Below are 13,983 nucleotides of genomic sequence, written 5' to 3'. Positions count from 1 at the left end.
CGCTGCTGGCGCTGCTGGCGCTGCTGGCGCTGCTGGCGCTGCTGGCGCTGCTGGCGCTGCTGGCGCTGCTGGCGCTGCTGGCGCTGCTGGCGCTGCTGGCGCTGCCGGGACGCCGTCGGCTCCCGGTGCTCCCGGTGCTCCCGGTGCGTCGGCCGCTCCCGGGGCTCCGGTGGCACCCGCTGCTCCCGTGACTCCGGCGACGCTGTCGAAGGCCCTCGCCGCCCTGCCGGGGGCGGGTCCCGGGGCCGCTCCCGTACCCGAGCGTGCGGCGACGCGGGCTCCGGACGCCTTCACGACGGTCGTGCCCGCGGTGGCGCCGCCGGGCTCCGTCGCGCCCGCGACCCTGGCCGAGGTGTTCGAGGACGCCTTCCCCCTCAGCCCCGAGCCGGCCCCGGCGCCCAAGGCGACGCCCGCGCCGAAGCCGAAGCCCGGTCGCAAGCCGCTGCTGCTGGCCGCGGCCGGAGCCGTGACCGTCGTGGTGCTGGGCACGGTGGTCGCCCTGGCGATGAGCACCGACGAGGAGCCGCCGGCGCAGGCGCCCGCGGTTTCCACGGCCCCGACCTCCGAGGAGACGCAGCCGCAGCCGAGTACTCCGGGTCCGAGCGGTAGCGATCCCTCGCCGGAGCCGGGAGCTTCGTCCCCTATCGCGCAGGCACCGGGTACGACCCCGTCGCCGAAGAAGACACCCTCGGCCAAGCCGTCGTCGACGCCGACTCCTCCGGCGTCGAGCCCGGCGAACCCGACGTCGCCGCCGGCGTCGAGCTCGCCCCCGCCCGTGAGCACCCCGCCGGCTTCCCCGAGCCCGTCCGTGTCCGTGTCGCCGAGTCCCACGCACACGGAGCCGACCGACGAGCCGAAGCCCCCCGTGGGGGAGACGGGCGAAACGGAGAACACGGCCCCCTGACGGCCCGTCCGCGCCGCCGGGGCGGACGGCAGCCGCCGCCGCCCCGCGCGGACAGGCCCTAGAACAGGCGGAGCTTGTCGTCCTCGATGCCGCGCATCGCGTTGTAGTCGAGGACGACGCAGTCCATGCCGCGGTCGTTCGCCAGGACGCGGGCCTGGGGCTTGATCTCCTGCGCCGCGAAGATGCCCTTGACGGGCGACAGGTGCGGGTCCCGGTTCAGGAGCTCCAGGTAGCGCGTGAGCTGTTCGACGCCGTCGATCTCGCCGCGGCGCTTGATCTCCACCGCCACCGTCGCGCCGGAGGAGTCCCGGCACAGGATGTCGACCGGTCCGATCGCGGTCATGTACTCGCGGCGGATCAGCGTGTAGCCCTCGCCGAGGGTCTCGATCCGGTCGGCCAGGAGCTCCTGCAGGTGGGCCTCGACCCCGTCCTTGATCAGGCCCGGGTCGGTGCCCAGCTCGTGCGAGGAGTCGTGGAGGACTTCCTCCATGGTGATGATGAGCTTCTCGCCCGCCTTGTTGACGACGGTCCAGACGCCGGCGTCGTCGCCGCTCCCCTCCTTGAGGGTGCAGGGCGGGGACATCCAGTTGAGCGGTTTGTACGCTCGGTCGTCCGCGTGGATCGAGACACTGCCGTCGGCCTTCACGAGGATCAGACGGGGTGCCGAGGGCAGATGGGCGGTGAGCCGGCCCGCGTAATCGACGGAGCAGCGGGCAATGACGAGACGCATGGTCGGCAACGCTACTCGACCGACGGGCCTGCACGCGATTCGCCCCCGAAAGCCCCGTTCGAGGATGGCGCGTTGTATGCGCATTCTCCTGGTGCGGTACCCACCGGGCGCCTACCGTGGTGAGCGGGAGGTTGCGACACGTGCACACTGCGTGGCGATCTCCCTCCCTGCCCGTAAGGCTCCGGCAACCCAATCGGCCGGAGTCGCGAGAGGAGAACCCATGTCGCTCGACGTCTCACCGGCCCTACTCGAACAGGCCGAGCGAGGCGAGGTCGACGAAGCCGCTTTCGTCGACTGCGTCCGGACCTCCCTGCCCTACGCATGGGAGATGATCAGCTCGCTGGTGGCCCAGCTCAAGGTGGACGGCGGACAGTTCGCCGACAACCAGACGCCGCCGCCCGACGAGCAGGCGCGTGGCCAGCTGCTGCGTGCCCTTGCGAGTGACGCGATACGGGGTGCGCTGCAACGCCACTTCGGAGTGCGCCTGGCATTCCAGAACTGCCACCGGGTTGCGGTGTTCCCGCTGGACTCCTCGGTGGACGACCGGCTGGCCAAGTTCACTTCGATCCGTGGTCAGCTGCTCAACCAGTCGCCCGAAATGCGCGACTGTTAGCAGGAAGACCGCACGCCGTAACGACCAACACGGCAAGCACAGCCAGTAGGACCGGCACGACCGCACCCGTACGACCGCACTCCGCACCGCCGTACGACCGTATCGCCGCACGACCGGTACCTCGCTGCCGCTCCGGTGCCAACGGAGCGGCAGCTCTGGTCTCAGCCGAGCCGGGGCAGCACCTCGGCGCCGAGGCGCCGGAGGTTCTCCTCGGTCGACGTGAGATCGCCCGATCCTTCCGTCAGCAGGGCGAACCGCGTGATGCCCGTACGCTCCGACGTGGCCGCGAGCCGGTCGGCCGCCAACTCCGGTGTGCCCACGGGGTGCAGATCGCACAGGAGCTCGGTGTACGCGACCGGGTCCCGCATCGCCCGCTGCCGTCCGTCCACCGTGACGTGCGCGTCCAGACCCTGCTTGAGCCAGCCCGGCATCGCCTTCAGCAGTGTTTCGCGGGCGTCCGCCGTCCGGTCCGCCAGCTGGCAGACCCCGGCCGACACGTGGCCCGCCTCGGGCGAGCGCCCCGCGGCGCGCGCCGTACGCCGCCACAGCTCGACCATGGCGGCCTTGTCCTCGTCCCCGCAGTGCATGCCCAACAGCATGGGCAGTCCGCGCTCCGCGGCCAGTCGTACCGAGCCTGGGGAGGTGCAGGCGACGATCAGTTCCGGCCCCGTCCCGTCCCCGTCGAGCGCCTCCGACGCACGGGGTACGACGGCCACTTCGCGGAAGCCGTCCCGGCCGCCTGCCATCGCCGCCGGTGCCCCCACGCGCGGCTCGGCCAGCCAGCGGCGCAGCAGGTCCAGGTCCTCCGGGAAGCGGTTCTCGTACGCGTCGAGCCCACCGCCGAAGACCTCCAGGTCCACCCAGGGACCGCCCCGGCCCACCCCCAGGGTGAACCGCCCCTCCGAGGTCAGGTGCAGCAGGGCCGCCTGCTCGCCCAGGGCCACCGGGTGGGTGTTCGGCAGCACGCTCACCGCGGTGCCCACGCGCAGCCGCCGGGTGCGGCCCAGCATCAGGGCCGCCAGGGTCACCGCGGACGGGCAGACCCCGTACGGGACGAAGTGGTGTTCGGCGAGCCAGACCGAGTCGAGCCCGGCCTCCTCGGCCACCTCGGCGGTCCGCACCGCCCGGTGCAGTGCCTCGCCCTGTCCCTGTCCCGGGAACTGGGCCGCCAGTACAAATGCTCCTACGCGCATCGCCTTTAGCCTCCTCGCGGCTGACGCGGCCTCCCCCAGGCGGACCGGTTGCTTCACCGGCAACAACGTCTGACACGTGCCAAAGGCACGGCCTGAACGGAAGTTATTGGGATTGTCGGGTCAGTCACGCCAACCGGTTGATCAGTACTACGGTCGTCCTTCGGCCACCCTGCGGGTACCCGGCCTCGCTGCGCGTAGTCTGGGAGAAAGTCACTGCCGTCCGCCCATCCGTGAGGTATACGTGTCTCCCCGCCACAACCGCCCCAGGGGCGGCGAGAATCCAGCCGATCGTTCGGACCAGGGCTCGGGCCCGGGCAGTCTGGACCGGTACGGCCTGGAGCGCACGGAGGAGTACCAGGGCGAGGAGTGGAAGGTCCGGCACGTCGCGGGCGCGAGCGCTGCGGGCAAGCGCTACCGCTGCCCCGGCTGCGACCAGGAGATCCCCTCGGGCACCCCGCACCTGGTGGCCTGGCCCGAGTACGGCGGGGTCGACGACCGCCGGCACTGGCACAAGGCCTGCTGGAACGCGAAGGACCGCCGCACCTCCAAGGTGCAGCGGTCCCGCAACGCTCCCAAGTATTAGGAGTCCGGAGTACTAGACGTCCCGGCGGCCGACCACCACGTACGAGGCGGCGACCGCGGCGCCCGTCACCAGCAGGATCAGTGCCATGTGGCTCAGGCTGCCCGGGAGCGCCATGCCGGCGCCCGACGACGGGTCGGAGGCGTTGGTCGGCATGCCGAACAGCTCCATCATCGCCACCGGCACGTTGTACTTGAGCAGGCTCCTCCCGACCGGGGCGACGGCCTCCCAGATGCTGAGCACCGCCCCTATCACCGGCGGCAGCGTGACGACGCCGAGCATCACGGCGATCGCCCCCGCCGAATGCCGCACCAGCGCCCCGACCGCCAGGGCCAGGACGCCGAGCAGGGTGACGTACAGGCTGCCCACCAGCCCGGAGGCCCATTCGGAAGCCGGGTGCGCCCCGGCTTCGGCGCCGTCGCGCAGGATCGACGCGGTCAGCCCCACCAGGCAGACCGAGCCGGCCGTGGTGAGGAACGCGGTGAGGCCGAAGACGAGGTACTTCGCGGTGAGCACCCGGTACCGGTCGGGGGCCGCGGTGAAGGTGGTGCGGACCAGGCCGGTGCCCCACTCGGAGGTGATCGTCAGCACCCCGAGCACCATCACCGCGAGCTGCCCGACCAGCAGTCCGAAGAGGGCGGGGGCGATGAACGGCATCTGCTCGTAGTCCACGTCCCGGGTCTGCACGATGACCGTGCCGCCGATGCCGACGACGAGCAGCACCAGCGAGCCGAGCGTCCACATCGTGGAGCGCACCGAGGTCAGCTTCGTCCACTCCGAGGCCACCGCGTGCCCCAGGTGCGGCCGGGGCGTGGGCAGGGGCGAGGTGTAGACCGCCGGGCCCTGGTCCCCGGCGGTCGTCGCGGTCGGCGGGGCGGTCATCGGGAGTCCTCGGGCTTCTGCGCGGGGGTGCGCACGGGGTCGGGGGAGTGCGTGGCGCCGGGGTCGACCCCGGGCTCGGTCCCGGGGCCGGCGAGCTCGCCGGGGCTGGTGGGCATCAGGAACGGCCGGGCGGCGGTCCCGGGCGGCGGGGGCGCGAAGAAGCCCGCCTGCGGGACCTGGAGGGCCTCGGCGGCTTCTTCTTCCTCCCACTTCGGGACGCTCAGCGGTTCGGGCTCCCAGAGCTCGGCGCGCGGGTCCTCGGTGGAGGTGAACTCGACGGAGGACTGGGTCATCCGCATGTACGCCTCCTCCAGCGAGGCCCGGTGCGGCGACAGCTCCCACAGCCGTACGCCGGCCGCGTGCGCGAGGTCGGAGATCTGCGGCAGCTCCAGCCCGGTCACCCGCAGTGCCCCGTCGGGCTCGCGGAGGACGCGGCCGCCCGCCTTGGTGAGGACGGAGCCGAGGGTGTCCCAGCCGCCCGGGTCGGTGTCGGCCGTGCGGACCCGGGCGAATCCGGCCGAATTGTGGGTGATGAAGTCCTGGGTGCCCATGTCGGCGAGCAGCCGGCCCCGGCCGATCACGATCAGGTGGTCGGCGGTCAGCGCCATCTCGCTCATGAGGTGGGAGGAGACGAAGACGGTGCGGCCCTCGGAGGCGAGCCGGCGCATCAGATTGCGGACCCAGAGGATGCCCTCGGGGTCGAGTCCGTTGACCGGCTCGTCGAAGAGCAGCACCTGGGGGTCGCCGAGCAGGGCGGTCGCGATGCCGAGCCGCTGGCCCATGCCGAGCGAGAAGCCCTTGGCGCGCTGCCGGGCCACGTCCTGCAGGCCCACGACGCCCAGAACCTCGTCCACCCGCTTCTCGGGGATCCCGGAGAGCTGGGCGATCGACAGCAGGTGGGTGCGGGCCCGGCGGCCGCCGTGGACGGCCTTGGCGTCGAGCAGGGCTCCGACGTGCCGCTGGGCGTTCGGCAGCTCGCGGAAGGGCAGGCCGTTGATCGTGACCCGGCCGGCGGTGGGCCGGTCCAGGCCGACGATCATGCGCATCGTGGTGGACTTCCCGGAGCCGTTGGGCCCCAGGAATCCCGTCACGTGACCGGGCTTGACCTGGAAGGAAAGGTCGTCGACAGCGGTCTTCGCGCCGAAGCGCTTGGTCAGGCCGACTGCCTCGATCATCTTGCTGCCCCTTGCCAGGCCGGGACGACTCTCGCCCGCGTAAGGGTTAAGAGGATATCCAGTCCCTTGCGGTTCCATGTCGTCCCCGACCCTGAGCTACCCCTGAGAACCGACCCGGGGATCTCCCGTACGACTCGGGGGATCCCCGTAGTACGTCAGGCGTCCCTCTTCTTGAGGACGAGGTAGCCGCCGAGCACGGCCGCCAGCACCCACAGGGCCATGATCCCGAAACCGCCCCAGGGACCGTAGGGCACCTTCTCGCTGCCCATCGCCCCCGGGATCACCTGCATGATCTTGGAACCGGCCTGGTCGGGGAAGTACTGGGCCACCTTCCGGGTCGCCGGGACCGCCCCGAGGATGGTCGAGATCAGGAGGAAGAACGGCATCAGGATGCCGAGCGAGAGCATCGAGCTGCGCAGCATGGTGGCCACGCCCATGGAGAACAGCGCGAGCATCGCCATGTACAGCCCGGCTCCGAAAACGGCGCGCAGCACGTTCGGCTCGTCGATGCCGATGCTGCGGTCGCCCAGGATCGCCTGTCCGATGAAGAAGGACGCGAAGCTGGTGATCAGGCCCACGATCAGCGCGAGCCCGGTGGCGACGAGGAGCTTGCCGGCGAGGAAGCTGCCGCGCCGGGGTACGGCCGCGAGCGAGGTGCGGATCATGCCCGAGCTGTACTCGGTGCCCACGACCAGCACTCCGAACACGATCATCGCGAGCTGGCCGAGGGACATGCCGGCGAAGCTGGCGAGCGTCGGGTCGAAGGTGGCCTGCTCCTGCGGGGGCATGTCCTTGAAGGAGGAGTTGATGAACGCGCAGAGCAGGGAGCTGATGCCGACGGTGACGATGGCGGCAGAGGCCAGGGTCCAGACGGTCGAGGCGACCGAGCGGATCTTGGTCCACTCGGACTGCAGGACGGCGGGGAAGGCGGACATGGTCACTTACCGCCCTTGCGCTGAGCTTCGAAGCCGGCGCCCCACGCGGGTACGTCGGCAGGCCGGGCCGGGTTGTCCGCGGCCATGCCGGGTCCGGCCGGGAAGCCGGCCGCCCCCGGTGCGTGGGCGTGGTACTCGACGGAGTCCGCCGTCATGCGCATGAACGCTTCCTCCAGTGAAGCCCGCTGCGGGCTGAGTTCGTGCAGCACGATCTGGTGCTGGGCGGCCAGCTCGCCGAGCCGTTCCGCCCCCACGCCGTCGATCTCCAGGGTGCCGGTGGCCGGGACGCTGATCGCGTCGATCCCGGCCTCGTGCAGGACGTCCTTCAGCCGTTCCTGCTGCGGAGATCGCATGCGGACGAAGCTGCGGGAGTTCTGCTGGATGAAATCGGCCATGGACAGGTCGGCGAGCAGCTTTCCCTGTCCGATGACGACCAAATGTTCTGCGGTCAGGGCCATTTCGCTCATCAGGTGGGAAGAAACGAAGATCGTCCTTCCCTCTGCCGCGAGCCCCTTCATCAGATTGCGGATCCAGAGAATTCCCTCCGGGTCCAGACCATTGACGGGTTCGTCGAACATCAGGATCTCCGGGTCGCCGAGCAGCGCGGAGGCGATGCCGAGCCGCTGGCCCATACCCAGCGAGAATCCCTTCGACTTCTTGTTCGCCACGGCCGTCAGGCCGACCAGATCCAGCACCTCGGAAACCCGGCTGCGCGGGATCCGGTTCGACTGGGCGAGGCAGAGCAGGTTGTTGTACGCGCTGCGGCCGCCGTGCATCGCCTTCGCGTCCAACAGTGCCCCGATGTACTTCAGCGGCTCCGGCAGGTCCCGGTAGTGCTTCCCGTCGATCCGGACCGTACCGCTGGTCGGATTGTCGAGGTCGAGCATCATGCGCATGGTCGTGGACTTGCCCGCCCCGTTGGGGCCGAGGAAGCCGGTGACCACCCCCGGTCTGACCTGGAAGCTGAGGTTGTCCACGGCGGTCTTCGCGCCGAATCGTTTCGTAAGGCCCTCAAGCTCGATCATTCCGCCACGCTAGAACGCCCGAGGGCCCTACGCCACCTCTCACAGGTGACGAAGGGCCCTCGGTGTCGAAGCGGATGGCCACCTTCCGTTCGCCGGTGCCGGAAGACTCCCGATACCCGGCGCCGGAAGGCTTCCGACGACTAGCGGCTCTGCTGCGCCGGAACGCCGCGCGTGACCGGCTCGTCGTCGATCGGCGCGGAGGCGGCGGCAACCGCGGCACCCGTCAGCGTCGCCAGCATCTCGCGGACGTTGGTGAGCTGCGCGTTGATCGAGTCGCGGCGGTTGGTGAGCGCCGCCAGCTCGCGCTCGGACTCGCTGCGGATCCGGTCGGCCTTGGCGTTGGCGTCGGCCACGATGTCCTCGGCCTGGCGCTGCGCGGTCTCCACGGTCTGGCGGGCGCGACGCTCGGCGTCCGTACGGAGCTTCTCGGCCTCCAGGCGCAGCTGCTCCGCGCGGTGCTCGATCTCCGCGAGACGCTTCTCGGCCTTGGCCTGACGGCCGGCCAGGTCGCGCTCGGACTGCTCGCGGCGCTTGGCCAGGTTGGTCTCGAAGTCCGCGGCGGCCTGGGCGGCCTTGGCGCGGGTCTCCTCGAAGAGCGCGTCGGCCTCCTCGCGCTTGGAGGCCGCGTCCTTCTGGGCCTCGGTGCGCAGCGAAGCGGCGTCGCCCTTGGCCTTCTCGACGATCCGGACACCCTCGTCCTCGGCGGTCGACTTCCGGTCGGCGGCGAACGACTCGGCGTCGTTGCGCACCTGCTGGGCGGCCGACTCGGCGAGCTCGCGGTGCTGCTCGGCCGCGCGACGGGCCTCCTCACGGAGGTCCTTCGCCTCCTCCTCGGCCAGGCGCAGGATCTTCTCGACCCGGGCGCCGAGACCGGCGTACGACGGCTCGGCGTCGTTCACCTGAGCCTGGGCGTTCTGCGTCTCGAGGTGCAACTCCTCGATCCGCTTTTCCAGAGAGTTGATACGTCCGAGGGCGCTGTCACGGTCGGAGACCAGCTTGGTGATGCGGTCGTCCACCTGACCGCGGTCGTAACCACGCCGCACGAGCTCGAAGCCGAAGGGGGAGGATGTGTCGCTCATGGGGTTCCTGTCGAATGAGACCGATGAGGTGCTACGCGGGGTGTTAGGTGTTAAGGGGAATCCTAGGCGCCAAGACGGCGTGTCATCGAGTCAATCCGCGTTTGATCTGGACAATGACACCCCTTTTGAGTGGCAAGGCGACAGAATGCTTGTCACTCGTTCGCCTGAACCTCCATCAGGAGCACAGAGTCGAGTGCGCTGACTAGCCCTCTGACGTCTTGCCACCCGATCGAGTGGAACCCGCTGTCGCACCGGCCTTCACGCCCCCCGCGCCCTGGCCGCCGACCCCGGGCTTTCCGCCACCCGAAGGCGCCTCGAATGATTCCAACGCCTCAAGAACGTCCTGGACACGGGAGATCTCCGCCTGAATGTCCTCGCGCCTGCGCACGAGGACCTCCAGCTCGCGCCGGCCCTCCTCGACGAGCCGCTCGGCCTCCGCCGTCGCCTCCGCGAGCTTGCCCTCGGCAGCCCGGACCAGCTCGGCCTTCTTCTGCTCGGCCTCCTTGAGCAGCGCCTCCGCCTTGCGCACCGCGGCGATGCGGACCTTGCTCGCCTCGCTGCTCGCGTCCGACACCAGCTCCTTGGCCTTCGCATCGGCCTCGACGCTCTGCTCGGTCGCCGCCCGCACCAGCTTGTCCACGCGCTCGCCGGCCGACTTCATCTGCTCGGCCGACTCACGGCGGGCCCGCTCGTGCAGCTCCTCGACCTCCGCCTCGACGCGGCCGCGCAGCTCCTCCGCCCGCTCCCTTATGGCCGACGCGTCCCTGCGCGCCCCGACCAGCAGCTCGTCGGCGTCCGTACGGGCCTTCTCCACCAGGGAGTTGCCCTCCACGGTCGCCTCCGAGGCGATCCGCGCGGCTTCCTTGCGCGCCGCGTCGACCATCGCGTCCGCCTGCTCCTCGGCCGCCGTCGTGGCGGCCAGGGCCTGCTTCTGCGCGTCCCCGGTGAGCTTCTCGGCCTCCGAGGAAGCCTCCGTGATGAGCCGGTCGACCTGCGTCGCGGCCTCGCTGCGGCGCTTGTTGGCCTCTTCGCGGGCCTCGTCCAGCACCCGCTCCGACTCGGTGCGCGCCTCGCCGCGGATCCGCTCCGCCTCGGTGGCGGCCTCGGCCTTGACCCGCTCGGCCTCGGACCGGGTGCGGGTCGCGTGCTCCTGCGCCGAGGACAGCGCCTCGGAGGCCTCGGCCCGCAGCCGCTCGGCCTCGTTCGCCGCCTCGCCGACCGTGCGCTCGGTGTCCTTGCGGGTCTGCTCGGTGAGCCGGTCCGCCTCCGCGACCGCCTCGCCGACCAGGTGGTCCGCCTGCTCGGCGGCCTCGGTACGGATCCGGCCCGCCTCGGCGCGCGCCTCGTCCAGGGTCCGCTCGGACTCCCGCTCGGCGCCCGCCAGGGTCTCGTTCGCCGCGACCGTGACCCGGTCCGCCTCCGCGGTGGCCTCGCCGATGATCCGGCCGCCCTCCGCGCGGGCGTCGTCCAGGGTGCGCGCCGCCTCGGCGCGCAGCCGGTCGGCCTCCGCCGCGGCCTTGCCGACGGTGGCCTCGTTGGCCGTGCGCGTCTCCTCGACGAGCCGGTCGCCCTCGTTGCGCGCGTCGACGAGGATCCCCGTCGCGTCCCGCTCGGCCCCGGCCAGCGTCTGCGCGGCCTGCGCCGTGAGCTGCTCGGCCTTCGCCTTCGCCGCCTCCAGGGTGGCGGCCGCCTCGGCCCGCAGCGCCTCGGCCGCGGACTCGGCCTCACCGACCGTCAGCGCATTGGCCGCGCGAGTCTCCTCGGTGAGCCGCTCCGCCTCCTTCGTGGCCTCGGAGATCAGGCGGTCCGCCTGCTCGGCCGCCTCCGTGCGCAGCCGGTTCGCCTCGGAGCGGGCCTCGTCCAGCGTGCCCGCAGCCTCGGTGCGGGTCGCCTCTGCGGCGGCCTCGGCCTCGGCCGTGAGCCGCGCCGCCTCCGCCGCGGCCTCACCGACCGTGGCCTCGTTGGCCGCGCGGGTCTCCTCGGTACGGCGCTCGGCCTCGGCCGTGGCCTCCGCGACGATCCGGCCGCCCTCGGCGCGAGCGGCCTCCAGGGACTCCGCGGCCTCGCCGCGGATCCGGTTGGCGTCGTCCCGGGCATCGGCCTTCGTACGGGCCGCGTCGCGCTCGGAGGCGGCCAGCGCGTCGGTGGCCTCCGTGCGGACCCGCTGCGCGTACTCCGCCGTGTCCGTGCGCAACTGCTCGGCCTCGGCGATCGCGTCGCCGACCGTCCGCTCGGCGAGCGCCTTGGCCGCGTCCGTCTCGGTGCGCGCCTCGGTGCGGATCCGGTTGGCGTCCTCGGTGGCCCGCTCCCGCTCCGCGTACGCGTCGGCGCGGACCCGGCCGGCCAGTTCCTCGGCCTCCGTCTTCGTGCGCTCCGCGGAGTGCTCCGCAGCGTTGCGCAGCCCCGCGACCTCTTCCTCGGCCTGCTCGTGCAGCCCGGCCACGGCGTCGCGCACCTGCTGGGCGGTGGCCTCGGCCGCCGCGACCACCTCGGACGCGCGCCGCTCGGCCTCCTCGGTGAGCCAGACGGCCTCGGCCGTGGCGTCCTCGGAACGCTTGCGGGCCTGAGCGAGGAGCTCCTCGCTCTCCTCCCGGGCCTGAGCCCGCTCGCTCTCCGCGTCCGTACGTGCCGAAGTGAGGGTCTCCTCGGACTCCCGGCGGCGCCGCGCGGCCTCCTCCTGGGCGGCGGCCAGCGCCTCGGCGGCCTCCTGCGCGACCCGCTCGGCGGCGGCCTTGGCCTCCGCGCGCAGCCGGTCCGCTGTCTCCTGCGCCTCGGAGCGCAGCCGCTCCGCCTCGGCTTCGGCCTCGCCGGTCAGCCGTACCGCGGACTGCTCGGCCTCCGCGCGAACCCGGCCGGCGTCCTCGGCGGCGTCGGTGCGCAGCTGGTCGGCCTCCGCCTCCGACTGCGCCTGCAGCGTGCGGATCCGCTCCGCGGCCTCCGCGCGGAGCCGGTCGCTCTCCTCGGTGGTCTCCTTGCGGATGTTCTCGGCGGCCGCCCGGGCGTCGCGCAGCGTCTGCTCGGCGGTCGCCAGGCGTCCCTCGGCGTCGGTGTGCAGCCGGACGAGCTCCTCGTCGGCCTCCGCCCGCTTCGCCGACAGGGCCCGCTCGGTCTCTTCGCGCCGCACGGCCGCCGCGGCGTCCGCCTCGGCCCGTACCGACTCCGCCTGCTCCTCGGCCTCCGCGCGCAGCCGCTCGGCCTCGGCGCGGGTCCGTTCCAGGGTCTCCTCGGCCTGCTTGCGCAGGGTGGTGGCCCGCTCGACGGCTTCGCCGCGGACCCGCTCGCTCTCGGTGTTCGCTCCGGTGCGCACCTCGTCGGCGTCGGCCCGGGACTTGCCCAGCAGCTCTTCGGCGGTTCGGGCCGCCTCCTCGATCTGCTGGACCGCCTCGCGGCGGGCCTCGCCGCGGATCCGCTCGCCCTCGGCGACGGCCTCCGCGCGCAGCTGCTCGGCCTCGCCGCGCAGCCGGCGGGCCTCCTCCTGGAGTTCGACCGTACGGGCCCGGTACTCCTCCGTGTCGTCCTTCGCCGCGCCCTTGAGCTCATCGGCCGTGGCCGCGGCCTGGGCGCGCAGCCGCTCCGCCTCCGCCTCGGCCTCGCCACGGATCCGCTCGGCCTCCTCGGACGCCGCCCGGGTGGTGGCGCGGGCGTCCTCCGAGGCCTTGTTCAGGACCTCCTCGGCGGTGCGGGCCGCCTTCGCCAGCTGGGCCGCCGTGTCCTCGGCCGCAGCGGTACGGGCCTGCTCGCCGGCCTCCTTGCGCAGCCGCTCGGTCTGCGCGCGGGCATCTGCGAGCGCCTGCTCGGCCTCGGCCTTGAGGGTCTCGGCCTCCTTGTTGGCCTCGCCCACCAGGCGGGCCACCTGCTCCTTGGCCGTACGGGTGCGCTGCTCGTTGACGGACTCCGCCGAGGCGAGTTGCCGTGCGGCGCTCTCCTTGGCCTCCGCGAGCAGCTTCTCCGCGGCCGCGCGGGCCTCGCGCAGGGCCCCTTCGGCCTCCTGGGTGCGCTGCTCCGCGACCCGGCCCAGGTCCATCGTCTGGCGGCGGGTCTGCTCGGCCTCGGCGGAGGTGGTGGAGCGCAGCCGCTCCGCGTGCTCGGTGGCCTCCTGGGCCTGCGCGGAGGCGGCGGTCAGCAGCCGCTCGGCCTCCTTGCGGGCGCGCAGCAGCGTCGACTCGGCCTCGGCGCGGGCGGATTCGTTCTCGGAGGCGAGCCGGCGGGTGGCCTCGGAGGCGACCCGGGCGGCCTCGGCGCGCGCGGTGTTCAGGGTCTGCTCGGCCTCGACGCGGGACTCGTCCATGAGCCGGCGGGCCTGGGCTTCGGTGCGGGCGCGCAACTGCTCGGCCCAGGCCACGTTCTCGTTGACGTGGGCTTCCACCGTCTGCCGGCGCTCGCTCAGCTCCTGGTCCAGGCGCTGGCGGCGGTTGACGGCCTCGGCGTGCAGTTCGGCCTGGAGCCGCGCCTGGTGCTCGGCGTGCTCCTGGAGGATGCGCTGGGTCTGTGCCCGGACGTCGCGCAGTTCGCGCTCGGCGTCGGAACGCATCTGGTCGGCCTGGATCTGGGCATTGCGGAGCAGCTGCTCCGCCTGGTACCCCATGTCCGCGCCGTCGTAGGCGGGGCGGGACGCCAGGTTGCGGCGTACCTCGTGGAGCTTGGCGCGCAGCACCTCGACCTGGTACCCCAGGTCATCGGCGTGCTGGACGGCCTTCCCGCGTTCCTTCTTCAGCCGCTCCATCTCGGCTTCGAAGCGCGAGAGATGGTCGGCCTCGGCCTGATGGCTCTCCTGGCTTTCGTAGCCCCGCACAGCGCGGTCCCATCCGTCCCCTGGTCGCAAGCTCACTACCGAATGAGCACCGTCCGCCCGCTGAACGACGCCCCC

The 13,983-nt window shown here is 72.4% G+C and carries 12 protein-coding genes; 4 read left to right on the top strand and 8 right to left on the bottom strand.

Annotated elements, in window-relative coordinates; translation table 11 throughout:
- Both ACFVX6_RS16420 and ACFVX6_RS16415 read left to right on the top strand, forming a co-directional pair.
- A partial coding sequence (locus ACFVX6_RS16420; protein ID WP_389691939.1) for a hypothetical protein occupies window positions 1–191 on the top strand: 191 nt, incomplete at its 5' end.
- Window positions 188–904 (top strand): hypothetical protein, encoded by a 717-nt coding sequence (locus ACFVX6_RS16415; protein WP_389691937.1) that lies wholly within the window; start codon window positions 188–190, stop codon window positions 902–904. The genes ACFVX6_RS16420 and ACFVX6_RS16415, both read left to right, overlap by 4 nt.
- A 58-nt stretch (window positions 905–962) precedes the next feature.
- Here the strand turns inward: ACFVX6_RS16415 and nucS are convergent, their stop codons facing one another.
- On the bottom strand, window positions 963–1,634 hold the full coding sequence (gene nucS / locus ACFVX6_RS16410) for an endonuclease NucS (protein WP_389691935.1): 672 nt from the start codon (window positions 1,632–1,634) through the stop codon (window positions 963–965).
- Window positions 1,635–1,854: 220 nt separating this feature from the next.
- Here nucS and ACFVX6_RS16405 point away from each other — a divergent pair, with 220 nt between their 5' ends.
- Complete coding sequence (locus ACFVX6_RS16405; RefSeq protein ID WP_243336246.1) at window positions 1,855–2,247, top strand: SCO5389 family protein; 393 nt, start codon at window positions 1,855–1,857, stop codon at window positions 2,245–2,247.
- 161 nt (window positions 2,248–2,408) lie between these two features.
- Here ACFVX6_RS16405 and ACFVX6_RS16400 read toward each other — a convergent pair whose 3' ends face one another.
- Window positions 2,409–3,440, bottom strand: a complete 1,032-nt coding sequence (locus ACFVX6_RS16400; RefSeq protein ID WP_389691933.1) for an LLM class flavin-dependent oxidoreductase — start codon at window positions 3,438–3,440, stop codon at window positions 2,409–2,411.
- Window positions 3,441–3,681: 241 nt separating this feature from the next.
- Between ACFVX6_RS16400 and ACFVX6_RS16395 the strand changes: the two genes are divergently transcribed.
- Entirely contained in the window at window positions 3,682–4,023 is a 342-nt protein-coding gene (locus ACFVX6_RS16395) for an ATP/GTP-binding protein (protein WP_250744750.1), read from the top strand.
- Between the two features lie 12 nt (window positions 4,024–4,035).
- On the opposite strand, the gene ACFVX6_RS16390 is transcribed toward ACFVX6_RS16395, so the two are convergent.
- From ACFVX6_RS16390 to scy, 6 genes are all read right to left on the bottom strand, one after another.
- Window positions 4,036–4,902, bottom strand: coding sequence for an ABC transporter permease (locus ACFVX6_RS16390; protein ID WP_389691931.1), 867 nt, complete (start codon window positions 4,900–4,902; stop codon window positions 4,036–4,038).
- Window positions 4,899–6,077: an ABC transporter ATP-binding protein gene (locus ACFVX6_RS16385; RefSeq protein ID WP_389691929.1), complete on the bottom strand. Its 1,179-nt coding sequence runs from the start codon at window positions 6,075–6,077 to the stop codon at window positions 4,899–4,901. Before ACFVX6_RS16385 ends, ACFVX6_RS16390 begins: the two co-directional genes overlap by 4 nt.
- A gap of 155 nt (window positions 6,078–6,232) precedes the next feature.
- Window positions 6,233–7,012 carry an ABC transporter permease subunit gene (locus ACFVX6_RS16380; RefSeq protein ID WP_389691991.1) on the bottom strand — a complete coding sequence of 260 codons (780 nt, stop codon included), beginning with the start codon at window positions 7,010–7,012 and terminating at the stop codon, window positions 6,233–6,235.
- Window positions 7,013–7,014: 2 nt separating this feature from the next.
- Window positions 7,015–8,037 carry an ABC transporter ATP-binding protein gene (locus ACFVX6_RS16375; protein ID WP_389691927.1) on the bottom strand — a complete coding sequence of 341 codons (1,023 nt, stop codon included), beginning with the start codon at window positions 8,035–8,037 and terminating at the stop codon, window positions 7,015–7,017.
- Window positions 8,038–8,177: 140 nt separating this feature from the next.
- Window positions 8,178–9,116, bottom strand: coding sequence for a cellulose-binding protein (locus tag ACFVX6_RS16370; protein ID WP_243336252.1), 939 nt, complete (start codon window positions 9,114–9,116; stop codon window positions 8,178–8,180).
- A 202-nt stretch (window positions 9,117–9,318) separates the two neighbouring features.
- Window positions 9,319–13,908 carry a polarized growth protein Scy gene (gene scy, locus ACFVX6_RS16365; RefSeq protein ID WP_389691925.1) on the bottom strand — a complete coding sequence of 1,530 codons (4,590 nt, stop codon included), beginning with the start codon at window positions 13,906–13,908 and terminating at the stop codon, window positions 9,319–9,321.
- Window positions 13,909–13,983 lie beyond the last annotated feature (75 nt).

The sequence above is a fragment of the Streptomyces sp. NPDC058289 genome (assembly GCF_042880975.1).
In the GTDB taxonomy this organism is placed as follows: Bacteria; Actinomycetota; Actinomycetes; order Streptomycetales; family Streptomycetaceae; genus Streptomyces; species Streptomyces stoeckheimensis.
Note: the sequence above shows the minus strand (reverse complement) of the source record. Positions and strands in the feature narration are given on the sequence as shown.